Consider the following 25,383-nt stretch of genomic DNA (forward strand, 5'->3'; position numbering starts at 1 on the left):
CATGAGTCTCCTCACCTGCTCGTCTGTGGTAATCACCGGCCCTCCTTGCACTTAAAGGCCGTCAGATTACCAACTTCCGAGCTTCGGGACCCGGTCAATGTAATTGTCGTTGCCGGTCAATGTAATTGTCGCTGATCAGATGCTCCTCGCCGCCCGCCTGCAGTAAAGAAACCTCTTGCCAGAAACTTCAAGGCTCATCGCCCTTGCATTCTGACTCCTCCTCCGCTTTCAATTCCAGTACCACATCCTGTGCGCAGCGCTCGGGATCAGGTCTCCAGTTGGACGCTTCGAGGACGATCTCTTCAAATGAATTGCGATCCGAACGATCGCCGCTCATGAATTGGTTGTTGTTGATCACAACTTGAGTGCGGTCATCCAGTTCCCGTCGCAGCCGCCCCATAAGCTCGATGATCTTCGTCAATTCCCGTACCGCCTGTAATGCCATTCTGAGATCCCCACTGCTTTCGGCCTGTTCTTTGATGCTCCTGGCGTCGGCCTCTATCGCTTCGATCTTCCCTAGTAGGTCATTGGCGTTTGCGACTTCCGACGCATCGTGGGAGCTTGCGAGGGTTTGGGGTATATGTTTCCTCTTGTGGCGACCCAGTGAGTCGGTCGAAACGCAGTATTTCGCGGCAATCGCAGGGAATGCGATACCGGTCACAAGTTGCTGATCGATCGCATTGTGATCGTCGTGCGTGCAGATTAAGCAGGCCCTTGGCATGGCAGCCCTACTCCTTCATGGAAAGGATTGTCATGTAAATTGTCATGTAATTCTGAATTTCATAGTCATTCGACATCGGACAAGCTCATTCAAAGTCATTGCGTCCTTTTCTCTTTCGAGTATGTTTCTCGAGTATGTATCTCGAGGTTTTCCGCAGTGCTCATCGAAAGTGGGTCAAAGTCGGAATGATGGGAAGGAGAACTGGCAGTCATGAGGTCGTGGGTTCGAGCCCCATCAGGTCCACCAATTAAAAGCAAAGTCCAAATTCCAAACCTCCAAAATTCAAACAAATTCCAAAATCCGAACCGCCAAATTCCAAATAAGTTCCAAAACTCCAAATTCCAAACAAATCTCAAACTCCAAACAAAACCCAAATTCCAAATCTCCATTTCGGATTTGGCGCAGGAGACCACTCCGACGATCTTTTACCCCGAATCCATCTGCGTCATCCGCGAAATCTGTGGATGACACATATGGCGGATGTCGATGCATTACGCGAATAGCTTAGTCCGGCCTGATGCTGGGGCCCTTCCCACCTCACTGAACGCCCCCTGCGATGAAGTGATACCCTGCCTTACCCCAAACGACCAGCAGCCCGTTCGCCCTGGACACTCCGTCACGAATGAACCGTTGATCGTACTCAGGGGGAAAACTCGCCCGATGACATTTCATGCCGCTGAAATGGGGTTTGGAAAGAGACGACCCAATTGATGTTTGGAAAAGGGACTGAGTGTCATATGAAACTCCCGAGACAAGTCACGAGCTGTGATCAGCGGTTGGTCATTCGTGATAAGAGGCAATGAGTCTGGAAGAGTTTTTTTTAGCGGGTCTTTGTCGGGCTCTTGCTCATTGCCTTATGGTACGCCGCTCCAAGATCGCTGCACTCGTTCGATCTTTCCGCACGTTGCTCTGGCTCGAGCAACCTCTGACTTCCGACTTCTGACTTCCATATACCACATTCTTATCCGCAGGGGCCGACAGACGTTGGCAAGCTCGAAGCGCTGTCCGCTTCTGGGATAGTCCAATCCCACAATCGGACGGAGGCGCTTCCCTCCCGGGGTTTGCCTCCATCTCTAAATCCTGTCATTTCAATTCAAAACCCTTAATCCATCATTGGTGAGAAAGATGCTATCTGCAATGACTACGGACAGAGCGGAGGGGACGAATGCTCTCCCTTAAAGCGAGTACACTGGGACAGGAGGTGGAGGATGGGAGACGTCATCACTGATTTTCGCCACGCGGTCCGGACGCTGCTGAACAATCCCGGCTTCACCCTGTTGGCGGTCCTCACCCTGGCGCTCGGCATCGGCGCGAACACCACGATCTTCAGTTGGATCAATTCGGCATTGCTCAATCCCGTTCCCGGACTGGCCCGCTCCAGCGAGGTGATGGCCATGACCGAGGGCATGTCCCGGGACAATCCCTTGGGTTTTTCATATCCGGATCTCGAAGCCATGCGCGACGGGCAACAGAGTTTTACCGGCATCACGGCGTGCGGCTTCACGGCGATGAGCCTGACCGGCAAAGGTAAACCGGATCGCGTCTGGGGCATGGTCGCCACGGCGAATTATTTCGATGTCCTGGGCGTGCGGCCGATCCTGGGGCGCGGCTTTCTGCCCGCCGAGGACGAGAAGCCGGGAGGGGCGCCCGTGGCGGTGATCAGCTACCGGCTCTGGCAAAGGCATTTCGGCGGCAATCCGAACATTGTGGGCCAGACATTTGAAATCAACCAGCACCCCTACACCATCGTGGGCGTAACGCCGGCCCTGTTTCAGGGGAGCCAGACGGGCGTGCGAACCGAGATTTGGGTTCCGATCATGATGGAAGCGCAATTGAACCCGCTGGGCGACCTGCTTCATGACCATCACCAGTTCTGGCTGCTAGCGTTTGGACGGTTGAAGCCGGGCGTCGCGCTGACCCAGGCGCAGGAGGAAATGACGCTGCGACTGAAGCGGGAGGCAAAGAACTATCCCGAGGAGCACAAAGGGCACGACAGCGTGACGGTGTACCCGCTGTGGCGCAACCCCTACGGCATGAATTATTTTCTCTCGACGCTGCTTCCGGCGCTGATGTCGATCGCGGGCCTGGTGCTGCTGCTGGCCTGCACGAACGTGGCCAATCTGATGCTGGTACGGTCGGTGGGGCGGCGGCGCGAAATCGCGATTCGCATGTCGCTGGGTGCGAGCCGTTGGCGGCTGGTGCGGCAACTGCTGGTGGAAAGCCTGACGCTGGCGATGGCCGGAGGCGCGGTCGCGTTATTGATCACGATCTGGACGGCGGGAACCCTCATGAAGTTCGTGTCCGACGGGGGGGACGGGGGAGGCGGCTTCCCGATCTCGCTCATCGTCCGGGTGGACCGCACGGTGCTGCTGGCGACGCTGGTGATCTCGGTGCTCACGGGGGTGATCTTCGGGATTTTGCCGGCGCTGCGGGCTTCGGGCGAAGCGCCGGTGGCGGTACTGAAAGAGGACACGGGGAGCGCGTCGGGTGGGCTCCGGAAGGCGCGCCTCGCGAGCGGGCTGGTGGTCGCGCAAATCTCACTGTCGCTGCTGCTGCTGATCTGCGCAGGATTGTTCATTCGCAGCTTCCGGAGCGCGCAGCAAATCAATCCGGGTTTCAATCCCCATAATATCCTGAACGCCTCCTACGACCTGTTTACCGCGGGATATTCGGAGGCGAGCGGGGCGGAATTCAATCGCCAGCTCGTCGCGAAACTGGAAGCGCTGCCGGGCATACAGTCGGTGGCCCTCGCGGATCATGTGCCGCTGGAATTTGACAGTGGTTCGACCAGCGTGAAACCCGAGGGCTACGTCCCGCAGGCGAATGAATTGATGGAGACGCAAGTGACCAACATCACGCCAAATTATTTCCGAACCCTGCAGATTCCCCTGGTGAAGGGACGCGACTTCACGCTCGAGGAGACGAAGAGTTCGCAGCGCGCGGTGATTGTCAACGAAGCCTTTGTGAATCGCTACTGGCCGAATCAGGATGCGCTCGGCAAGCAGCTCAATTCCGACTTGACGCACGAATGGTTCACGGTGGTTGGCGTGGCTCGCGATAGCAAGATGACCGGCCTGAATGAAAAGCCGACGCCCTTCGTGTTTCTGCCGTTGTACCAGGTTTACCGGCCGACCGTGACCCTGCTGGCGCGGACGGCGGGTGATCCGCTGATTCTCGGCAAGACGGTCGAGAAAACGATCCATGAATTGAATGCCGATCTGGTGGTTTTCGATGTGGGCTCGCTCGAATTGGGCGAGCAAATCGCCAGTTTCCCCCAACGCATTGCGGGAGCCTTTGTGGGCGCCTTCGGGCTGCTCGCTCTAGTTCTGGCCGCGGTCGGAATTTACGGCGTCACGGCCTACACCACGCGACAGCGCACCCATGAAATCGGCATCCGCATGGCGCTGGGCGCGAGCAAAGAGAACATCCTGCGACTGGTGCTCCGCCACGGGCTCCGGTTGACGTTCGTCGGGGCGGGGGTGGGCCTGGCAGCGTCCTTCATACTGACGCGCTACCTGAACAGCTTGCTGCTGGGCGTGACGAGCACCGATGCGCTGACGTTTTCCTCAGTGGCGGTTCTGCTCTGCGCCGTGGCGCTCTTCGCCTGCTTCATTCCTGCCCGCCGAGCCACTCGCGTGGATCCGGTGGTGGCGCTGAGATACGAATAGGAAGGGCAAAGTCCAAATTCCAAAATCCAAATTCCAAACAAAACCCAAACTCCAAACCTTCAAAATCCAACTAGATCTCAAGCTCCAAATCCGCAATCAAACGGAATAAAGCTCTCCTCCAAGTTTCCGTGACCTCTTGCTCGATGGGGTGCCCCGGCAGTTTCGCAAGTGTTTTGCGATCCGCCATAGAATTGCAGTAATGCCCCAGGAACTTCGGGACCGCCCCGAAGTTCCCAGGGCCCTGGGGTTTTCTTGAAGCGCAGATTTCCTTTATCGGCTGTCGCGAGTCCCCTTTCCGACAGGCAGTGGTAAGCCGTCATCGTCAAAGAAGCTGAGAGTTGTAGTTGCTGCCCCGGTGGTGCTCAAAAAAATGAATTGAGTCTGATATCCGCCCCCATCTGCAATCTGCGGGAAGATCAGGGGCGAAGGCGCGGGCCTGGTCGCATCGGCGATGGGGAAGGTCGTCAGCAGGAAATCGCCGCGCCCATTTGTGAGGGAGCGCAGGGTCAGGGCAGCAAAAGGAGACCCTGAACTGATGTCCAAGATTCCCCTGAATCCGGGAGGCAGACTTAAACTAAGTTCATCCGCAAATCTTGCCGTATGCCCGTAGCCGCCGAGCCAGAAGCTCGCAATTCCTACCAGCGTTGTCCCATCCATTTGGTAAGCGTTGATCAAGATCATCCGGGAACCGCCTGTGGTATCGGCAATCGCCAGTCCGGTGTTATGTCCACCCGATTTGTCGACAAAGACCCGGGCATGGGTGGTGGGCGTCGCGGAAGGTATTCCGGACTCAGTGACCAGGATGCCTCCCACGGTGTAGCCAAAGACGCCTGCACCCACCGGTGCATTGGATCCCGCCTCCGGGATAATTTGAACAGATCCGGCCTTGACGCCGGAGCTGGAACCATCGGTTTGAACTCTCAGGTGCCCGCCAGGGGGGATCGTGTAGCCAATGCCGATGATGGCTTGACCAATTCCGACGAACTTAAGTTGCATTGCCGACCCATTGTCGTCATGAAACCACATCATCCCCGATTCGGTTGCAGCTGAGGTGTTCAGCAGGATCAAGGCCGTCTGGTAACCACCGCCATCAACAAGTTGCGGGAAGGAGACCAACCCCGCGGGGGGACTTTGAGTCAGGTCGGCGATGGGTGTGCTGGTCAACAGCCCCTCCCCGCGTTGATTGGTGGTGAGCCGCAAGGCGACGACTGAGATCGGCTGATCACTGGTGACGTCTAGAGTCGCAAACCCTCCGGTCAACCCAAAGTTTGAGGGCATGACAAACTCCGGCGCCAATTGATCGATGAATTTCGCCGTGTGCGCCCCTGGAGCAAGCGTCGTGGACCCTTGGGCGAGGGGGACCCCGTTGGCGGAGCGCAACTGCAGAGACAAATGGGCGGTCCCATTGCCTCGGTTGACCGCGGCAAATCCCGTGTTGACGCTTATGACCCCTAATTCCTCAGAGTCTGACTTCGTCGAAACACTGGGGCGATAGTCCACGAAAAGCCGGGCTGCCGTGGTGGGGGGAGATACGGGGACGCCCACCTCGCTGACGACAAAGCCATTGGTTAAATAACTGAACACGGCGGTCCCGTAGGGCACCATCCCGGAATTGATGTTGACCGTGGCATAGCCGGCGCGGACCGATCCCACCCCTCCTCGCGTCGAGTAGCTGCCAGCCCCCAGCGAGGGAAGCGTCATGTTCACTTGAGAACCAGGGGCATGTTTTGCCGTAAACGTCGCCGTGACGTTATGAGGCTCAGTCATGGTTAGGAGGCAAGGTCCGGTTCCGCTGTAGTCCTCGCCGCTCCAGCCGGCGAATTCGGAATTTGCATCGGCCCAGGCGGTGAGGGTGACCTGGGAATTGTATGGGAAGCTAAACGCGCAGCTGTTGCCGCAGTTGATCCCGGTCGGGGAACTGGTGACTGTCCCTGTGCCGGCTCCCATCTTTGTGACCGTGACAAGCTGATTCCCGATCAGGGTGAAGGTCGCTGCCACATTCCTGGCTTGGTCCATCGTCACAACACAGGTCCCCGTGCCGCTGCAGCCTTCCCCGCTCCAGCCGGCGAAGGTGGAATTGGCGCCTCCCTGTGCCGTCAGAGTGACCTGCTGGTTGTATGGAAAGCTGTAGGAGCAGTTGCTGCCGCAATTGATTCCGGGCGGTGAACTGGTGACTGTGCCCGTGCCACCTCCCGCTTTCGAGACCGTGAGCGTCTGGTTCCCGATCAGGGTGAACGTGGCGGCAACATTCCTAGCCTGGGTCATCATCACGGTACAGGACCCCGTGCCGCTGCATCCCTCCCCGCTCCAACCGGCGAAGATCGAGTTTGCACCCGCCTGTGCGGTCAGGGTGACCTGCTGGTTGTAGGAGAAGCTAAAGGAGCAGGTGCTTCCACAGTTGATTCCGGGCGGCGAACTGGCGACTGTGCCGGTACCCGCGCCCGCTTTCGTCAGGGTGAGCGCTTGGGTAACGCCTCTTTGCGTGATGCGAAAGGAAAATGGGTATCCAATTCCTTGAGTTCGATCACCGGCATCCGGATTTGCAGCCACGCCGTAATTGATCGTTCCATTCCCCACGTTATATCCGTAACCAAACGGTGCGGCGGTTGCAGTAACGCTGGTCAAAACCACCCAGGATGCACTCGTAATATTCCAAAAGCATGTGGTCGGCGTAGTCAGGGTATAGGATCCGGTGCCCGGGCTGGGGGAGAAGGTCGCGCTCGGAGGACTGAAGGTTGCCGTGCAACCTTGTCCGTTCTGAGCGATCAGAAAAGTGCTGCTGCTGAGAGCGTTGCCCACTATGGGATTGGAATACCTCATCGCTGTTCCAGGATTCGCAGGGATCGTGAAATTGATGGTTCCGTTTCCACTTCCGCTGGCGCCGGAATTAATCGTCATCCAGGAAGGAATGCCGGTAACACTCCAATTGCAGCCCCTCAGAGTATAAACGTTTACACTGGTTGTCCATGCCACCCCCCAACCAGTAAAGAACGCGCCGGGGCTGAGCGTGAAAGCGCACTTAAACATGGCAAACTGTGCGCCATGTCTGGGCACAAGATATCTCTCGGTGCCAGTCACCTGCTCCCAATAGAAATCACTCCCTGGGTCCGAATAGGTAGTCTCTGCCCCACCATCGAGATCGGCGGAAAATGTTCCTCTGATGACAAGCCCACTTCCCTGAGAGTACACAGTCCCACTGGCGTTTAATGTCCTCCACTGAATAGTGAGGTCATAGCCATACCCCAAAATCATCAGCTTGCCATACCTTCCCTCATTGGTTCTGTAAAGGACAATGGCAGCCGGAAAAAATTGATTTCCAGTGATCTGGCTTGAAGATAGGGGTGCGGCCTGGATCATCTGTAACGTGATGTCATCAAAAGGGTAGGTTTGGCCTCTTGCCTCAGATATAAAACCGAAGAGGCACCCAACCAAAATCAAGAACTGGAACCAGCAGCCAAGCACTCCTCTTGGGCAATAAAATCTCGCGCGCAGCATAAATGCCTCCCTTCCAATGAAATGAGCCGTAGGATCAGATTACTGAGAGACAATCCGTAGGCCACATTGGACAGCAACCACCCTTCCGCAACACTAATCCCTTTTATGATAGGAACCACACTTAAGATTGCCTTGGATCGCACGACCAGAAATAAAAACCAAGCGCGGGGTATCCATAAGGAATGGGGTCTCCTAAGAGCACTTTTGGTAAGGCGTGATCTTGTGTCCTTGCGGTGTCTTACATCCTACTTAACGCGAATGCTTCAGGCGGGGAAAATTTAGGAGTTATGCATTGTCAAAGCGTACACGCGAACCGCTTTGTGCGAGTCAGGCGTTTCGCGGGAGCTACCCCCAGAATGCCGGCTCTTTTAACTATGTGAAGAATATCACAAGCAATGCTGAAATACAAGGAGTGGAGGATGCTTCATTCTCTACTGTCGAAATGGTAAAGAATAACGGGGTGGCATCCTGCGTCAACGGGAATCTGGCTGCGCCCTTTGACCACCTGCCTCTACCCACAAGGTGCCTGCATTCTGAAACCCGAATTCGAATTCTTGGCAGCCTCTGGGCAAACGGTTTTCCAAGGCAGAAGATCATTTTGGATTGCCTCTGGCCAAATCAGACTGGGAAGACTGAGCAGTGGGCTGCAAGGCGGTTCGCCAAACGATCGAATGGATTAGAGATCCTGCGGGCGATGATCCAAGCGCCCCCGCACCGCCTGGGTGAAGGACATGCTTGCTGAGGACGCGGGCCACTCCTTAAATCAAATCCCAAAAGTGGATTGTGGGGATGACACCCTCAAATATTTTATGGGCGCTGAAGGAGACGCTCGATCAAATCCAGTTTCATCTGTACCGCCAATTGTCCGGCGCGGATACGGTGTAGGATGACGAGCGCCCAGATGACCGCAGGAAGGATAAAGACCATCAACAGGACAGCGAACAAATCAACTATACCGATGTTCATCGATCTCCCTTCCCATTCCAGACCGGCTTAACGGCCGGCTCATCGCCCGCCTGGACCGCTCTGGTTCTCTGCGGGCCCCCGCTTGCAAAGGTTAGACAGGTCCACGCTATTAACCCCGGACGATTACAAACGCCACAACCGCGGCCGCAACCAATGCAAAGACAAACAGAATTAGCTCTTGGCCCGTGAGCCAAGGGACGCCACGACCTGTCCTATCGTACTTGGCTCGACCCTCTCGCGAATAGAGACAGTAGTGACCTGCAATCATCAACGGAGTGAAACAGATAAACACGTACCCCACGCCGAGAACGGTCCGTGATATGACGCCAAAGGTGCCGCTTTGGAGCGGCAGCACAACGCATGCGAACAAGACAGCCAACATGAAAGTGAGGTTCACGAAGTCTGAGATCAAAAGCCACGTGCGGCCGCCCTGCTCTTCCACCGAAAGCTCTCTCGCGATTCGCCACCCGAATACAGCGAACTGGAGAGCCAGCAGCGCGGGGACCAGGGTGAAGGGATTCAGCGTTTGCATTTTCAGCTCCTGCGGAGTCCGACGACCCCGCGACTCGCCTTGTGGCGCTCGACGGGTGCCTGTTACCCCAGGCGGCCCGGTCAAAACCGTGAGGGTTCTCGCGTGTTGAAGGCTCGAGGGTCAAAAAATGATGAATTCCGGAACATCAAATCTTTAGCTTCTTCCCTTTCGGATTACACACCTTACAGGCTACAAAACCTGCTGCCTCGGCCTCTTTAGCTGTCTTGAAGGTAATCCTGCTCCCCAGCTTGATCATCTGTGCCCATTGGCAACTTGGCCGGTGATACTGGCTGGAATTCTTAGAACCGACAAATTGGGCGGGAAGCGTCGTCGAAAGCATGAAGAACAGGAACAGGACAGTGAGCGATTTGTGGAGTACTGACATGGGAGCCCCCTTGAACTCTACCGAAGGGTGATTCCTCGTCTCACAAAGGAGAATGCTGAGGCCAGCCGGTCGCTCGAATTTGATGGACCGACAATGGGGGAGGTGGCCTTCTAGAAGTCTAGAGCTTGACTGATTTGATTGCAAGAGAAAACTTTCACATCTCCTGCTTTAAAAGAAAAATGAACGGGGTGACCGCTCTTCCAGTTGAAGAAGGAGGCGCGACGCTGAATTCAGCCGTTGTCTGACCTTTTTACACTGCAGCCCGGCTGGACAGAGAACACTTCATGGTTTGAATCGCCGACCAGATCCTTATATGGCGAAAACGCCGCAACTCCAAACACCAGGCTGGGAGCGCAAGTTCGAAGGAAGTAGGCCGAGAGCAGCGGGCCATCCATTTCCACCATTTTCTCCTTGCTTCTCAGCCTGATATGGCGGTAGCATAAAAAAGATAAGTCGAGAAAAGGGTGTAGTACTTGGACTCGGCCGTGCGGCCGTTGGGCAAATTGAGACTTGCGCAGCGCTCCCCAGGGTTGGAGCAAGCGGAATGACACACGTGACGGGTCTAGTATTGTCACGGTACCCGTTCAAGGGCCAGGAGACCGCTGGTCGGATCATGGTCATTTCGATGACAGCCAGACCTCTCGCCGGCTCAGGTATTGAATACGCACACGTATCCCGGCGCGACATGTACCCCATACCCCAGTTGAACTGAATGATTCCCGGCCTCCCCTCATGGGGAGAGCCATGATATTGAAGCGGAATCGAAATCAATCTTGGTGATTTGATCGGTCGGCCGACCGTTCGACTATCACCAGCGAAAGAGCCCGTTTCCATCGCGATGGGTGGTGGCGGGCTCTTTCTTTTAAGGGAGGAGGATTCATGGATGGACACCCAAGATCTGCATGGCTAACATTCCTTGTGGTCTCGATGCCAATCGCTTTTCTAACCCTGCCTGCTCCGGAGATGAACGCACAGACGCCAACAAATTTTACGACGTCTTTCTCCATCGGAAAAGCAAGTAATCTGGGCTATATCAATCCGCTGGTCGGGGGATACTTTCAAGGGGATTACCGAATTGACGATCGCTTTCTCGTGGGCGGCCAATTCAAGCTCGGCTGGGAGCGCAAGTATGTTGGCGATGGTCACGCCACCGCCGAAAACTCATATCTGCGGACCTATTTTCACCGGAACCTCTTTGCCGAGGTCGGCGAGTATAGCGGCAAGTATTTTACCTCACAATTCGATAAGGCATTTTTCTCGCCCAATATCGCCGCCGGCATCGATATCAAATCGGCGCGTTTGCCGGGCCATTCCCCCCTGCCCATGTTGATCAAGGTTTCTTACCTGTTCCCTGACGCCATCTCCCCAAATCGGACATCGGCATTCATCTATGAGCATGATGCCCTGGTTGGGAGGCCACGGAACCGGATGCGTCTGTTCCTCGGATTGGAATTGCAGTTTGTGCGCTACAACCAGTCGGCTCATCGAAACACGGGGGCGTCTGCTGCGCTGAAATTGGGTTTGCGGTACCAGAAGCCGCATATTTCAGAATGAATTTAACCTTGCTCATGACAGGGCGCTCAGGAGTCCCCATCGAACTCTCTAACCTGGAATCTTGAGTAGGAAATGCCGGAATGGGGGGCGATCCCGAATCCATTCCCGGACCGGGAGCCCGGGATTCACCGCGAGAGGCGCCGGGACTCAATCCTGCAGACGCGGGGCCGGTTCCCGATGCGCCTGACCGGGCTTGACAAAGGCATCGGTTTCAAGGATTCTTCCCTCATGGCCTATTCACATCGGAAGTTAACCGCAGGTTTTTTGATGCCTCTTTTGATCGGGTTGATCGGGTTGTTCAACCTGATGCAGAGACCCCGCTTTGCCAGCTTTCACACCGTCGATGTTCTGCAGCTCATCGCCTCCGGCATGTGCTTTGGGGTCGCTCTGGCGGGTGTGTTCGCGCTGCTTCGAAGCGGGCAGGGCTCCTCCTAGGCCGGAGATGAAGGCCAGCCCCAGGCGTCAAACCCACGAGGCCCCCCGGCAGATTCGACGACGCATTCAAGTCAGGCGGTCGGTGGCTGCACTTCGCTGAGCCGCCGCTCGAGAAATCTCCGCTCGCTGTCATTGGTGACGAGGGCCAGCGCCTGTTTGTAGCTCTCCGCCGCTTCGAGTGAGGAGCCCAATCGGCGCAGCAGATCGGCGCGGGCGGCATGCAGCAGGTGATAGTGGTCGAGATCGCCGGCCGCGGCAAGGGCGTCCATGATGGCGAGTGCCGGCCGGGGGCCCTGCACCATCGCGACGGCCACGGCACGGTTCAACATCACGATGGGAGAAGGTTGAACGCGCTCGAGAAGATCATACAGGCTCAGGATCCGAGGCCAGTCGGTGTCTTCCGCACGCGCTGCCTGACAATGCACGGCCGCGATTGCCGCCTGCAGGGCGTAGGCGCCGGGCCCTCCGCGGAACGCCTCCTCAACGAGCGGTAGCGCCTCGGCGATCTGCCGTTGATTCCAGCGGCGGCGATCCTGCTCTTCGAGAACGATAAGATCCCCGGCCTCATCGAGGCGAGCCTCGCGCCGGGCGTCATGAAGCAGCATGAGGGCGACGAGAGCCGTCGCTTCCGCCGGGGGCTGCGGAGATTCCAGCGACCTCACCAGACGCCCCAGCCGGATGGCTTCCGCACAGAGGTCCCTTCTCACCAGCGGCCCGCCCCGGGTTGCCGCATAGCCTTCATTAAAGATGAGATAAATCACAGTCAACACGGCGTCAAGCCGCGCCTTCATTTCCTTCGGTTCGGGCACGACATAGGGAATCCGGGCGTCGCGAATCTTACGCTTCGCGCGCACCAGCCGCTGCGCCATGGTCGGCGAGGGGACGAGAAAGGCCCGCGCGATCTCATCCGTCTCAAGGCCGCACAAGGTGCGCAGGGTGAGCGCCACCTGCGCCTCCGGGGCGAGCGCCGGGTGGCAGCAGGTGAAGATCAGCCGGAGGCGCTCATCGGGAATTTCGCTGGTGTCGTAATCCGGTTCTTCGATGTTGCGGACCGGCCCGCTGGTGGCGTAGGATTCAAGTTTTTCCTCGAACCGGGCCCTGCGCCGGATGCGGTCAATGGCCTTGTGCCGGGCCGTCTGGATGATCCAGGCGCGCGGAAACTCCGGGACGCCGGAAACCGCCCATTGATCCACCGCGGCGGCAAAGGCTCCCTGCGCAGACTCTTCGGCCAAGTCGAAGTCACCGACGAGCCGAATCAGGGCTGCGACAATCCGGCCCCAATCGGAGCGATAGACGGTTTCAATGGCCTCAGCGACATTAAGCGGCATGCCTGATTGTAAATTTTTTTTGCGGAGGTGTCGATTTCGATCCTCCGCGTTCGATTTACGGATGGAAGCGCCTGAAAAAGGTGCCTCACATTAACACAAACATCCTTGAAGATTTTACGAAATGGAGCTCGATTCAATGTAGGGGCGTATAGCTATACGCCCCTACGGCAAAGATTCCGCAATTGTCAATTGTATCTTTAGTTCCCCGATGTGTATTGGGAGGAGACTTAACCATGCGATTCATGATTTTGATCAAGGCCAACAAAACTACAGAGGCAGGCGTTCTCCCGGATGAGAAGCTCCTTACGGAAATGGGAAAATTCAACGAAGAGCTGGTGAAAGCCGGCGTGCTGATCGCGGGCGAGGGGCTTCACCCCAGCTCGAAGGGTGCGCGCGTCAGGTTCGCCGGAGGGAAGCCGACCGTGATGGATGGGCCGTTTATCGAGACGAAGGAGCTGATCTGTGGATTCTGGTTGTGGCAGGTGAAGTCGAAGGAAGAGGCCATCGAATGGGTCAAGCGCTGCCCCAATCCCCATAACGAAGACACGGAGATCGAGATTCGTCAGGTGTTTGAGGCGGAGGATTTCGGGGACGCGCTCACGCCCGACCTCAGGGAGCAGGAGGCGTGTATGCGCCTGCAGGCGGCTGGGAAGAAATAGAAGTGGCGTCTGCAGGCGCTTTTGAAGCTACGAACAGCTTCGAATACCGAAACGTCAGCGAGCGTCGTGCTTCACTTCAAAACTTTTCTGGATTGCGGTGTCGATCAGGACACTTGCCATTCGATTGACTCATGGAGACACGCTAATGAAATATATGTTGCTGATTTATTCCGACGAGCAGGCCTGGACCGAACCCGAGCGAGTGCAGTGTTACGAGCAGTCGACACAAGTTGCGCATGAGATCAAATCGGAGGGACACTATCTGGCCGCCCACCCACTGCAGCCTGTTTCGACGGCAACCAGCGTCCAGGTGCGCGACGGCAAACGGCTTGTCACCGACGGTCCGTTTGCGGAGACCCGCGAACAACTCGGCGGCTATTTCCTGGTGGAAGCGCGGGACCTTGACGCGGCGATCGACATTGCCGGGCGGATTCCGGGTGCGCGCAAGGGCACTGTCGAAATCCGGCCAGTCATGGAGATCCCGGACCTGCCCGTGAATTGATGGAGGGGGTCATGACGGATACGCACCGTCCGCGACGTGTTGGTCGAAGCATCGGTGCCTTGCTCGCGAGCTTTCTTGGGGTGGTCATTCTCTCCATCGCCACCGACATGACCATGCACGTCATGGGTGTCTTCCCCTCTTTGGGCCAACCTCGGGATTCCCGGGATGCTCCAGAGAGCAGAGCATCCCGGCTACCGAAGCACGCTCTTGTGAGAAGCGGTCTTCGCCTCTATAATTTGTCACCTTCAAGAGATGGAGCGGTACGGGTTTCCCGCGAGGGGAGACCCTGTGGACGAAACGTCGTGCTGGAATGAGTTGTGAGAGATGGAGTGCAGATCGTTGAAGCGAGGGCACACGTCTCTTGAGGCTCGAGATTTCATGACAACCTCAAAAGAAAGGAAGGAGTGCGAATGAGCAAGGTACGAGTATTGGTAGGCACACGCAAGGGCGCATTCGTCCTGACGTCGGACGGCAAGCGCGAACAGTGGGAAGTCAGTGGTCCTCACTTTGTCGGCTGGGAGGTCTACCACCTCAAGGGATCACCCGCTGATCCCAATCGGTTGTACGCGTCGCAGACCAGTGGCTGGTTCGGGCAAGTGATCCAGCGCTCCAATGACGGCGGCAAGACGTGGGAGGCGCCCGGGGGCGGGCCCACGATGACGCCCGGCGGCATGCCCGCAGGCGAGAGCAATAAATTTGTCTACGACACAACGCCAGAAACCGGCAAACCTCTCACCACGCATCAGTTTTACGACGGCACGCCCCACCCCTGGGTGTTCAAACGCGTCTGGCATCTTGAGCCCTCGCTGACGGATCCGGATACCGTCTACGCCGGGGTGGAGGACGCCGCCTTGTTCCGATCTACCGACGGCGGAAAGAGCTGGCAGGAACTCGCGGGTCTGCGCGGCCATGGCACCGGACCGCACTGGCAGCCCGGCGCGGGGGGCATGTGCCTGCACACGATCCTGCTCGACCCGGGCAACGCGCAGCGGATGTTCATCGCCATCTCGGCAGCGGGCGCCTTTCGCACCGACGACGCCGGCAAGACCTGGAAGCCGATCAACCGTGGACTGGTTTCCAGGTATATCCCCGACCCAACGGCCGAGGTCGGTCACTGCGTTCACCGCATTGCACTGCACCCGTCGCGGCCGAACGTGCTGTTCATGCAGAAGCATTGGGACGTCATGCGCAGCGACAACGCCGGAGACTTGTGGACGGAGGTCAGCGGAAACCTGCCGACCGACTTCGGATTTGTGATTGATGTGCATGCACACGAGCCGGAGACCATTTACGTCGTCCCCATCAAGAGCGATTCGGAGCACTTTCCGCTGGATGGGAAGCTGCGGGTCTACCGCAGCCGGACGGGCGGAAACGACTGGGAAGCGCTTACCAAAGGTCTGCCGCAACGCGACTGCTACGTCAACGTATTGCGCGACGCGATGGCCGTCGATTCGCTCGACAAATGCGGAATCTATTTCGGGACCACGGGCGGGCAGGTTTATGTATCGGCGGATGCCGGAGACAGTTGGGCCCCGATCGTCCGCGATCTTCCGGCCGTGGTTTCAGTCGAGGTCCAGACGCTGCCATGATCCGAGTCGTTCTCCCGCAACATCTGCGGACCCTGGCCCACGTCGGCAGCGAAGTGGAACTTGAGGTCAAGGGTCAAGTCACCCAGCGATCGGTCCTCGACGCACTCGAAGCTTGCTATCCGATGCTGTGCGGCACGATTCGCGACCACGTGACGCAACAGCGCCGTCCGTTCTTGCGTTTCTTCGCCTGCGAGCAGGACCTGTCCCATGAGTTGCCGGACGCCCCGCTGCCCGACGCGGTCGCGTCCGGCGCCGAGCCCTATCTGATCGTGGGGGCCATTGCCGGCGGGTAGACGCGCGGAAGGAATGGCTGGTCGTCGCCGGCGCCAGCCAGCAAAAACTTCATTGATGCCAAGCAACACACCAAACCTTGTTTCTGGAGGAATTTATGAAACGAATTTTGACGCTTACCGTTCTTTCGCTTTGCCTCTTGATTTCCCTCGCCATCCCGGCCGCCTCTCAGACGCAACCATTCCGGGACTCCCATGAGCGCAAAGAGGCCATGAACCATTGCAAACACGAATACAAGGAGGCGATGGAGCGAGCGAAGCACAAGCGTGGCCATGAGCGGAAGGAGGCCGTGGAGCAGGCGAAGAGGAATCGCGACCGGTGCATGAATGAGGCCCGCCGAATGAGGTAGGGGAAGACGACTTCCAGCAGGGCCGAGAAACGGTCGCGGCTCGTCCCCGCATGTCACGCCGAATCCGGGGAGCGGTTTCAGGATGAATTGACGGTCGTGAGTTCTTCTTGCCCGTCGACACCGGGCGTGGGACTGCGAGCGGGCCGGCGTGCCAAAGGCTTTGCAAAGCGCTTTATAGGTGGTATTTGTCGCCTTTTTCCCGCAGGCAAATCGCAATTCCCAAGGAAACCGCACGCATGCCGGCTGCGCATTTCTGCGCCCCCCCGCCTGAAGCACCTACTGCAGCAGCAGGTTCACCGGCAACCCGCTGTCGCTGAACAAATTCAACTGAACCATTCCCCCCGTGGCGGCCGTATTCAAGAAGATGAATTGCGTCCTGTAGCCGCCCCCGTCCACAACTTGCGGGACGAACAGGGAGTTGGCGGGCGGATGATTCAGGTCCGCGACGGGCAGAGTCGAGAAGATGCTTTCCCCCCGCTGGTTCGTGGTCATTTGCAGGGTCAGTGGAGCGACGGGCAGACTGCTGGTCATCGTCAGAATCCCCTGGAAATTTGCGGGGAGCCCCGTGAATATCTGGGTAATGAATTTGGCGACGTGGCCATTGGCGGGCACAGACAGGGGGATGCTGCGCGTTGAGTTGTCGAACCCGACCAAGGTCAGTGTGAGCGCGACCGCGCTGGGATTCGGGTTCACGATCGCGATGCCGGTATCACGCGGCACGAGAGGGGGAGCCACTTGGACGTACATCCGGGACGAGGTGGTCAGGGGTGCGCTGAACACGCCGGCCTGGGAGACCAGGCTCGATCCGGCTTTTGTAGAGAAAACGCTGCTCCCCACGGGCAGTGATCCGCCGGTCGATGTGGCGATGGCATAGCCGGCCCGAAGGCTCCCCACCCCGGTGGTCGCGAACTTGACCATCCCGTTCGGGGGGATGCTGTAGTTGAGGGTGCTTTGAGCGCCAGCGCCGAAGTCGAGCGGCAACGTGGTCCCGCTTTCATCACACAAGTTGATCGTTCCCGTGCTCGTGGTCGATGACGAGGGATTCATCAGCAGGATCTCGGTCGGCGCACCCCCGCCATCGACAATTTGGGAAAAGATCAAGCGGGCCCCTGCGGGTGGATTGTTCAAATCGGCCAGCGGCAATGCCGTATAGATCGGCTCGCCATGCCCATTCGTGGCTGAGCGAAGATTGACAGCGGCGAAGGGAGAAGCGCTTGAAAGCGTCAGCGTGCCGAGGAAAGTGGCCGGGAGGTTCAATCCCATCTGGTCCACGAAAAGCGCCTTGTGGCTCCCTCGATCCATGGCGATGGTGGACTGAGAAACTTGCGCCCCGGTGCTGTCCCGGGCCTCTGCCAGGATTGAAAGGGCGCTTCCTCCCGGATTCACCAAAGCAACGCCGCTATTGGTCCCCGGGGCCAAATCGACAAACAGACGCCCGCTCGTGATCGGCGACGAAGCGGGGATGCCGACTTCGGTCACCAGGACTCCCCCCTGAGTCAGAGAATAATTGGCAAGAGCCACCGGAGCACTGGGCGTTTGGAAGGTGACCTGGCCGTACACCACCGTCAGTTCCCCCTGGCCCGAAGAAGCCACCGAAACACCGTGACTCGAAGGCAGCATGGCTTGGTACCCTGTCGGGCCACCGCCGCTCTTGGTCACGGTGACCGACACCGTGGCGAGGTTGGAATTGGTCGATCCATCCCACGCTGCAAAGGTGAAGGTGTCCACCCCGCTGAAAGAGGGGTCAGAAAGATATGTTGCCTGCATCCCGCTAATCCCCGCCGTGCCGTGGGTGGGTTGGGTGTAAATGCTCACGGTCAGGGGGTTTCCATCCACATCGGACGCGCTTAAAGGAATGGTGACCGGTGTTCCGGCAACCGTCGACGCTGAGGCATTGTTGGCGACCGGCGCATGATTGGGATTGGCCGAATCGCTCTGGGGACCGTTGTGGCAGGTGTAACAGCCGATTTGAAAACCTCTCCAGAATTGCTTTGCCCCAAACTCCGTGGTGAGGGAGCGATCAGCCTGCGAGCGGGACAGAACCGTTCCCCGATAGTCGGCGCCATGACACGCCTGGCAGGGCGCCGGCCCCGTGGCGTTTCTGGCTGGGCGTTTGTTATCTCCCACCACATCACTGTGGGCCCTCACCCAAGACGGCCCCACAGGATGCATCCCATGGGGGCCGCCTAAAGGACTGCTGGGCTGGACACCATGGCACGTAGTGCAATCCGCCAGCATGCCCACATGGCCCTGAAGCTGCTGGCTTTGAATATTGTCGTTCCGGTGGGAGGTGGGATATTCGGCATGGGTAGATCCATGGCAGGCTTCGCACTGGAGCCCACCATGCCCTTGCGAGAATCGATAAAGCGACAATCCCGCGGCAGGTGTGTTCGCATTGGTGGCAAAGGTGGAGTCGGCGGGCTGGCGCAGTTGGCCGGCGACGCCAAAAGCTGAGGTGAAACGAATCTGGCCGCCGTTCACCACGGCCGTGCCAGTATGGCAGTTCTGGCAACTCGGTTCATTCAGCCACCCCGTGCGGTTCGGCGCTCCCACCGCGCTCATCGGGCCGTGACAGCTCTGACACTGCATTTCCATGCTCCCGTCCGCCGCCACCGCCTTGCCCATGGCGCCGCGCAAACAGAGCGTGGTCGAGCCCGGATGACATCGATAACAGGCCGAGCGGTTCTTCGATGCCTCGAGCGTCAATCCATTGGTGGGATCGGTCACCCCGGAGTGATGGTCGTGAACCGAGCGGGTCAGAGGCGGTACTCCGGCGGCACCGCTGGTTCCCAAGGCTTCCGAGGAATGACACTTGGCGCAAAGGATCGGTTGGCCGTCGTTCACCACGTTGACGTAGAGACCGCGGGTATTGTAGCCGGCAGTTGCGAGGGCGCGCTGGTAATTGGGATTGGCCGCATTGCGATCGTCGTGAAGTCGCAGGATGTTGAGACGAAAATCTCGGACCGGATCCGGATTGGAGACCCAGCCCGAAGGCGGTTGTGCCCCGCTCGTGGATCCCGAACTATGACAGGCGCGGCAGTCCATCTCATCCGAAACCGGCAACACCACATCGGTCTGCGCCAGAGCATTTCCGGCCGCATCGCGGGCCACCAGATGCATCATGGGATAATAGTTCTTCAGGTGATTGTCGTCATAGGGGGTGAGCGGAATGCCTTCTCCGATGAACCAGGATTGCGTAGCGTCATACGTCATGGCCTGAGGAGTATTGGCGGCTCCGGGCATGCTCTTTCCCGCCAGGCCCGCATCGGGCGGCCGATTGGCCCCAAACAGCGCCAACACGTATTGCCAGAAATTCGTTTTCCCCACCGAGGATTGGTTCATCGAACCGTCCGGATCAGCGATCGCCTGGTAAGTCACCGTGATCCCAGCGGGGTTCTTCACCAGTCGACCCGACGGGTCTACCAGTTGTGCGACCACAGTATTGTAGGGAGGCAGGATGGCAAAAACCGAAAAGTCGCTGTCCATGCAATGCATCCCCAGATTATTCCATCCGATCAGCGTCCAACCTCCCCCCGCTGAACGCAACGGAACCACCATGAAGACAAGGATAAGGACCGCGAATAAGAAGGCCATCACAATGCTCTGGGTGCGCTTCATGAGAACCTCTTTCCAGGCTGTATGAAATGAGCTCTTCCACTCTCGCTGTGAAATAGGAAAACGGTCTCTAATAGTATTGAAAGAAAACAGATCAGCGGGAGGATTCAGCTTCAGCCGCCGGATACAACGCCCAGCCTCAAGGCGATGCATCCCTCTCCGAACTATGTGATTATTTGCACAAACTCAGTTTTTCGCAAGGGAAAAATGGACCATCCTGATGGGAAAAGGACCTGAGTTCCCTGCTGGCATGCCGCGTGAAAAACAGGGAAATTATTGGTCGGCCTAAGGCTTGATCGAGGGGTCCATGCGAGGTCGTTGGCCGCTGTGTTGCCGGCTTTCCTCACATCGAATTTTCTATCTTGGATCCCGATGATAGAAATTCACCTGCCGGGGTGACGATAAGAGAAAGCGCGCTCGGCCAACGTTTCAGAGCTCTACACGCTCGCGCCAAAATCAGACGTGAGGTTAGACAGATCCGGGATGCAATAATCCTGTAATAATCTGCTGTGATCATTCCATCGCACGTCGCGTAGCTCTATTTGTGCGCTGGATTTTTTACGGAGGCATCAGGTCAGTATCCCCGCGTAGTCCTTCAGTCCCCCGAACCAGCTCCAAGGCCCCCTATCACACAAGTTACGCAGCTCGACAGAGAGACTCAATTAAAAGAGCCGTTTGTGAAAGTGAACCCCGCGTTAGAACGGCATCAGCCGTTTTGGAGAAAGGGCCGCTTCAAACAACGAAACCGATGTACTCCTGGAGGAATAGAATGAATTTGAATTTTTGCGCACGGCACTTTGGCGCACTTCGGCTGCCTTTCAAATCAGCTTCCCTTCGCCGCTCGATGCGTTGCCTTATGTTGGCGGCAGCTATGTTCGCAGCCGCTTCTCTCGCCAATGCCGCGTTGCTGAAGGACGTACCGGTCACGCTGAGACAGCCCGATGGCACGCTGGTTCAATGTTTTGCCACTGGTGACGAATATCAGAATTTTCTGCACGATCAAGAAGGGTACGTTGCTGTCCAAAACCCCAAGACCAAGTCTTGGGTATATGCTCAGGAAATCGATGGCCGAATCAGGCCCACCGAATATCTGATTGGACACGGACGACCGGATCTGCCCGGGCTATCCAAGGGGAAGGCGCTGCTCCCTCCAGGATCCCCCACCCGTTTCTATGATTCCAAATCTGCCCGACCTGCCAATGCCTCCGGCAATCCGAGGCTAGCGAATTCCAACCCCCCTACGAATTCCTCAGCAGTTTTCATGGCAGCCCCCAATAAGGGCACATTAAACAACATCACTATTTTTGTTCGCTTTGCTGACGATCCAGAATTTACTCATCCTCTCTCCGATTATTCGTCTCTTTTCAATGCGTCCGGTGACGGGGTTGTCTCTCTTTATAGCTATTTCAAGGAGGCTTCGTACAATCAGTTGTCGGTCAGCACCTCGTTCTATCCGACGGCGGGAGCCAAAACGGCTTCTTACGTGGACAATCACCCTCGAGGGTTCTATCAAGTTTACGATGCGGGTGCAAATCCCTTGGGTTATAGAAACGCGGAGGACTATGTGGCCCGCGAACACGCGCTTCTCGATAGGGCCGTGGCGGCCGTAGGCGATCAAGTCCCGTCCTCAATTAATGTCGATATCAACGGGGACGGGTTTATTGATAATGTCTGCCTCATCATCCGTGGCAATCCGGATGGCTGGTCTTCCCTTTTATGGCCGCATCAATCGGTGGACTCAGGCTCGACGGCCGCGATCCATGGCAGCAGAGTAGGCGCCTACAACATCCAAATCGAGTCGCTGCTGTTACCGGACTTTGTCGGCGTTCTCTGTCATGAGTTCTTCCACTCCCTGGGCGCGCCCGACCTGTACCGTTACTCGCAGGAGGGCTCGCAGGACAGGGTGGGAGACTGGTTCAGCTCCGTAGGTCCTTGGGATCTTATGGCTGATACCCCCAAAGTGCCGCAACATATGAGCGCTTATCTAAAATACCGATATGGCGGATGGCTCCCGTCGCCGGCCCTGATCTCCCAGAACGGCACCTATTCATTGCACTCCTTGACGAGCAGCACCAACAATGCGTACTGGATCCCTTCTCCGTACTCGCAAACGGAGTGGTTCCTGCTCGAATACAGAAAGAAAGTCGGAGCGTTCGAGCAGTCCCTGCCGGGGGAAGGACTTCTGGTGTACCGCATCAACACAGCGCAAGATGGGCTTGGGGATGCCTTCGGCCCTCCCGATGAGGTTTATATCTACCGCCCTGGGGGGACGCCTTTCGCGGATGGTTCCCTGGAGAGCGCCTTTTTCTCTTCAAGCGCCGGGAGGACGGGGATTTCGGATTCCAGCGAGCCCCCCGCGTTCCTCTCCGACGGAAGTTCCGGCGGTCTGGTCGTCTCCGACGTTGGCTTGCCCGCTGACCAGATCTCCTTCCATGTCACCCTCCCTTCGGCGGGTCCGGTCGTTCCGACACCTTCCAAGCCTGCCGGGCCAATTCTTGGTGATTCCAACACGCCGTACCATTTCACCACCACGGGGACGGTCGATTCCCGGGGAGGCGCCCTCCAATATCGATTTTATTGGGATGACGGGGGGTTTTCGGATTGGTCCTCCAATCCCTCTGCCGACTACTCATTCTTCGGAAGCAAGACCTACAATGTCAGGGCCCAGGCGCGCAGCGCGGCTTCCCCGGCCTCGTATTCCCCCTGGTCTAACCCTCTTCTGGTGAGTATAAACTTTGCGACGCCATCGCCATTCCAATTGAAACAGCGTGTGCCCCCTCCTACAGATTCCAGAATGATGATCTACAGCATGGTCACGGGTGACATAGACGGCGATGGGAGTCCGGAAGTGATCGTGATGTATTGCTACCTGCCCGACAACAACCCCAGTAATCGATTCCAGGATCTGGTGGTTTACGGCTGGCAGGACGGCCAACTCCAGAAGAAGTGGAATCGATACGGGTCTTCCCTCACCTACCCGGAGGGGTGGTGGCTTTCGGTGGGCGACGTGGATGGGGATGGGCGAGTTGAAGTACTGAAAAATAGTGAGATGATCAAGTTCTCGGCCGGAAAATATAGTTCCACACCCCTGAATTTTATGCCGCTCGCTGTCGGAGACGCCAACAACGATGGAATCCTCGAAGCCGTTTCATTCGACGGCACGCTGTATCAATACCAGAGCGGCCGTTGGGTTTCCATCGGCCAACTCGATGTTCCCGCCAACATCTCCAAAGTGGCAATCGGAGATACCGATGGGGACGGCTTCAACGAAGTGGTCGTTACCGGAGGGAACGGTTGGAATACCGGTTCGGTGACCATCTACCGCTACACCTCCGGAGGGAAGTTCTCCGTCCTCTGGCAAAAAAGCCAATGGATGAACCATTTCACTGATTGCAAAATCGCCGACTGGGACTCGGACGGGAAAAACGAGATCATCCTCGCCAACGACGACTCTTCCTCCGTTCGAATCCTCAAATTCGCAAACTCAACCTACTCTGAAGTGTGGTCTCACATCTTTGGCGGCTATACCGGAATGGGTTGGGTACCCGCGCTGGCGCTGGGCAGAGTCAATCCGGCCAGCACCGGATCGGATCTGGTCATCGGTTTGGGGGGGCACTGTGCTCAACCCAAGGAGGGCAGTGGCGTGTATATGGAAAACGTGGGGATGCTCCTCCACGATGCAGACACGAGCATGGGTGTCGGCAGCCTGCTGGTCATCGACAGTGGCCACAACGGCCTTCAGGATATTGTGGCCGGGTCGACCGACGGTCTCATCTACGTCATATCGGTTTCGCCCAATGCGCCGCCCAGGCCGACATTGATTCCCCCCTCAGGCACAGCAAGCTTCTCCACACGGGGCTCCAGCGGTCAAGTGGTTTCGGGGTATGTTGAAGTCACCGTCAACGATGGAAGCGCTCCCTATGGGACTGCCGTGTTCAGCTATACCCAGGAGGGTGTCGTCGTCAGCGAAGTGGGCGTTCCGGTCTCACCTCCCACTCAGGCGGCGCGATTCTTTGTCGACACACGAACCCATGTGAGTGCCGGATCCGTCAACGGGACGATTGATGTTCTGACCGGGTTTGCTGCCGTCAATCCAAACAGGGCGATGGCACGGCTCACCCTGAAGCTTCGGGACAGCACCGCGGCGCTGCTGGCAGAAGGCAATATCCAACTGGCCCCGGGTGAACACGTGGCCAAGTTTCTCGATCAACTGCTTCCTGATCTCGTCCTGCCCGCGGGCTTTATCGACAATGGTCTCGGTTCTCTGGAAGTGACCAGCGATCAGCCGGTGTCGGTTCTTGCGCTCAGGTTGACGACCAATCAGCACGGAAGGCTCTTGCTGACCAGCACGCCGGTCGCGGATCTTGCCAAACCAATCCCTGCCGGACAAGTCTCTTTCCCGCAGATCGCCGATGGAGGCGGCTACCAGACGACTCTGATTTTCATGAACACCTCGAATTCAACCGAGACAGGAATGCTCCGGTTCTATGGAAACAACGGTTCGTCACTCCCCTTCCGGCTGATGGGCGTAGGCACGATCGACGCGGCGTTCCCATACTCCGTACCCGCGGGAGGGTTCCTGCGTCTCGTCTCCGACGGATCGGCGTCGACTGCGAACGTCGGCTGGGCACAGCTGGTGCCGGATTCTGGAAAAACATCTCCAGTGAGTGCCGCGATTTTGAGTCTGACGCAGAACGGAGTGCTCGTGACGGAGTCGGGGATTCCGGCGAGCGGCGGCACGACGCACGCGAGAATCTATGTGGACAAGTCGGGTGGGCATGACACCGGCCTCGCCGTATCGAATCCCGGCGGCACCGGCCTCCAGATTACTGCCAGCGCTTATCAATCGGATGGAAGCACACCCGCAGGGACCGGGACGAACACATTGGACCTGGCGCCGATGGGCCATGACGCGCGTTTTGTGGGGCAACTCATTGCCGGATTGCCCGATGGATTCACTGGAATGTTGGACCTCTCCTCTTCATCGCCTTTCACCGCTTTGACCCTGCGGTCCCTGACGAATGGACGAGGGGATTTCCTCCTCACTACGCTTCCCGTCGTGGACGTGAATCAACCTCCTCCGACTCCTCTCATCTTTCCTCAGATCGCCAACGGTGGAGGCTACCAAACCCAGATCATCTTGATGGGCGCGAGCGGCGCGACTTCCACGGTCACCTTGAGTTACCTGGGCAATGACGGGGCACCGATCCTTGTCGGCAGGTAATTCTATATTCCGAGGGACTGTCCCCAGGGACAGTCCCTTTCTAAGAGAGGATCAGAAATCAAGGAGGCAC

16 protein-coding genes are annotated in these 25,383 nt (G+C 57.6%); 9 read left to right on the forward strand and 7 right to left on the reverse strand.

The features are described 5' to 3' along the window. Positions 1-187: 187 nt before the first annotated feature. Positions 188-721, reverse strand: coding sequence for a hypothetical protein (locus LAO21_17965; protein ID MBZ5554607.1), 534 nt, complete (start codon positions 719-721; stop codon positions 188-190). 1,208 nt (positions 722-1,929) lie between these two features. Here LAO21_17965 and LAO21_17970 point away from each other — a divergent pair. Next, on the forward strand, positions 1,930-4,389 hold the full coding sequence (locus LAO21_17970) for an ABC transporter permease (protein MBZ5554608.1): 2,460 nt from the start codon (positions 1,930-1,932) through the stop codon (positions 4,387-4,389). A gap of 270 nt (positions 4,390-4,659) precedes the next feature. Here LAO21_17970 and LAO21_17975 read toward each other — a convergent pair whose 3' ends face one another. From LAO21_17975 to LAO21_17990, 4 genes are all read right to left on the reverse strand, one after another. Beyond that, positions 4,660-7,443 carry a hypothetical protein gene (locus tag LAO21_17975; protein MBZ5554609.1) on the reverse strand — a complete coding sequence of 928 codons (2,784 nt, stop codon included), beginning with the start codon at positions 7,441-7,443 and terminating at the stop codon, positions 4,660-4,662. A 1,248-nt stretch (positions 7,444-8,691) separates the two neighbouring features. Beyond that, a complete protein-coding gene (locus LAO21_17980) occupies positions 8,692-8,850 on the reverse strand; it encodes a hypothetical protein (protein ID MBZ5554610.1) in 159 nt (52 codons plus the stop codon). A gap of 109 nt (positions 8,851-8,959) precedes the next feature. Further along, positions 8,960-9,382 carry a hypothetical protein gene (locus LAO21_17985; GenBank protein MBZ5554611.1) on the reverse strand — a complete coding sequence of 141 codons (423 nt, stop codon included), beginning with the start codon at positions 9,380-9,382 and terminating at the stop codon, positions 8,960-8,962. A gap of 145 nt (positions 9,383-9,527) precedes the next feature. After that, entirely contained in the window at positions 9,528-9,767 is a 240-nt protein-coding gene (locus LAO21_17990) for a hypothetical protein (GenBank protein ID MBZ5554612.1), read from the reverse strand. Positions 9,768-10,646: 879 nt separating this feature from the next. Between LAO21_17990 and LAO21_17995 the strand changes: the two genes are divergently transcribed. Both LAO21_17995 and LAO21_18000 read left to right on the forward strand, forming a co-directional pair. Beyond that, positions 10,647-11,321: a hypothetical protein gene (locus LAO21_17995; GenBank protein MBZ5554613.1), complete on the forward strand. Its 675-nt coding sequence runs from the start codon at positions 10,647-10,649 to the stop codon at positions 11,319-11,321. Between the two features lie 72 nt (positions 11,322-11,393). After that, a complete protein-coding gene (locus tag LAO21_18000) occupies positions 11,394-11,756 on the forward strand; it encodes a hypothetical protein (protein MBZ5554614.1) in 363 nt (120 codons plus the stop codon). A 71-nt stretch (positions 11,757-11,827) separates the two neighbouring features. On the opposite strand, the gene LAO21_18005 is transcribed toward LAO21_18000, so the two are convergent. Next, complete coding sequence (locus LAO21_18005; GenBank protein MBZ5554615.1) at positions 11,828-13,084, reverse strand: RNA polymerase sigma factor; 1,257 nt, start codon at positions 13,082-13,084, stop codon at positions 11,828-11,830. Between the two features lie 233 nt (positions 13,085-13,317). Here LAO21_18005 and LAO21_18010 point away from each other — a divergent pair, with 233 nt between their 5' ends. The 5 genes from LAO21_18010 (at position 13,318) to LAO21_18030 (ending at position 16,474) form a co-directional block, all read left to right on the forward strand. Then, positions 13,318-13,743: a YciI family protein gene (locus tag LAO21_18010; GenBank protein ID MBZ5554616.1), complete on the forward strand. Its 426-nt coding sequence runs from the start codon at positions 13,318-13,320 to the stop codon at positions 13,741-13,743. Positions 13,744-13,888: 145 nt separating this feature from the next. Next, on the forward strand, positions 13,889-14,245 hold the full coding sequence (locus LAO21_18015) for a YciI family protein (GenBank protein MBZ5554617.1): 357 nt from the start codon (positions 13,889-13,891) through the stop codon (positions 14,243-14,245). Between the two features lie 410 nt (positions 14,246-14,655). After that, a complete protein-coding gene (locus LAO21_18020) occupies positions 14,656-15,834 on the forward strand; it encodes an exo-alpha-sialidase (protein ID MBZ5554618.1) in 1,179 nt (392 codons plus the stop codon). Continuing rightward, positions 15,831-16,127, forward strand: a complete 297-nt coding sequence (locus tag LAO21_18025; GenBank protein MBZ5554619.1) for a MoaD/ThiS family protein — start codon at positions 15,831-15,833, stop codon at positions 16,125-16,127. Before LAO21_18020 ends, LAO21_18025 begins: the two co-directional genes overlap by 4 nt. Positions 16,128-16,222: 95 nt before the next feature. After that, positions 16,223-16,474 carry a hypothetical protein gene (locus LAO21_18030; protein ID MBZ5554620.1) on the forward strand — a complete coding sequence of 84 codons (252 nt, stop codon included), beginning with the start codon at positions 16,223-16,225 and terminating at the stop codon, positions 16,472-16,474. 276 nt (positions 16,475-16,750) lie between these two features. Here LAO21_18030 and LAO21_18035 read toward each other — a convergent pair whose 3' ends face one another. Continuing rightward, on the reverse strand, positions 16,751-20,092 hold the full coding sequence (locus LAO21_18035; GenBank protein MBZ5554621.1) for a hypothetical protein: 3,342 nt from the start codon (positions 20,090-20,092) through the stop codon (positions 16,751-16,753). Between the two features lie 841 nt (positions 20,093-20,933). Here LAO21_18035 and LAO21_18040 point away from each other — a divergent pair. Beyond that, positions 20,934-25,313, forward strand: a complete 4,380-nt coding sequence (locus tag LAO21_18040) for a M6 family metalloprotease domain-containing protein (GenBank protein MBZ5554622.1) — start codon at positions 20,934-20,936, stop codon at positions 25,311-25,313. Positions 25,314-25,383: the final 70 nt, after the last annotated feature.

The sequence above is a fragment of the Terriglobia bacterium genome (genome assembly GCA_020073085.1).
Taxonomy (GTDB): Bacteria; Acidobacteriota; Terriglobia; order JAIQFV01; family JAIQFV01; genus JAIQFV01.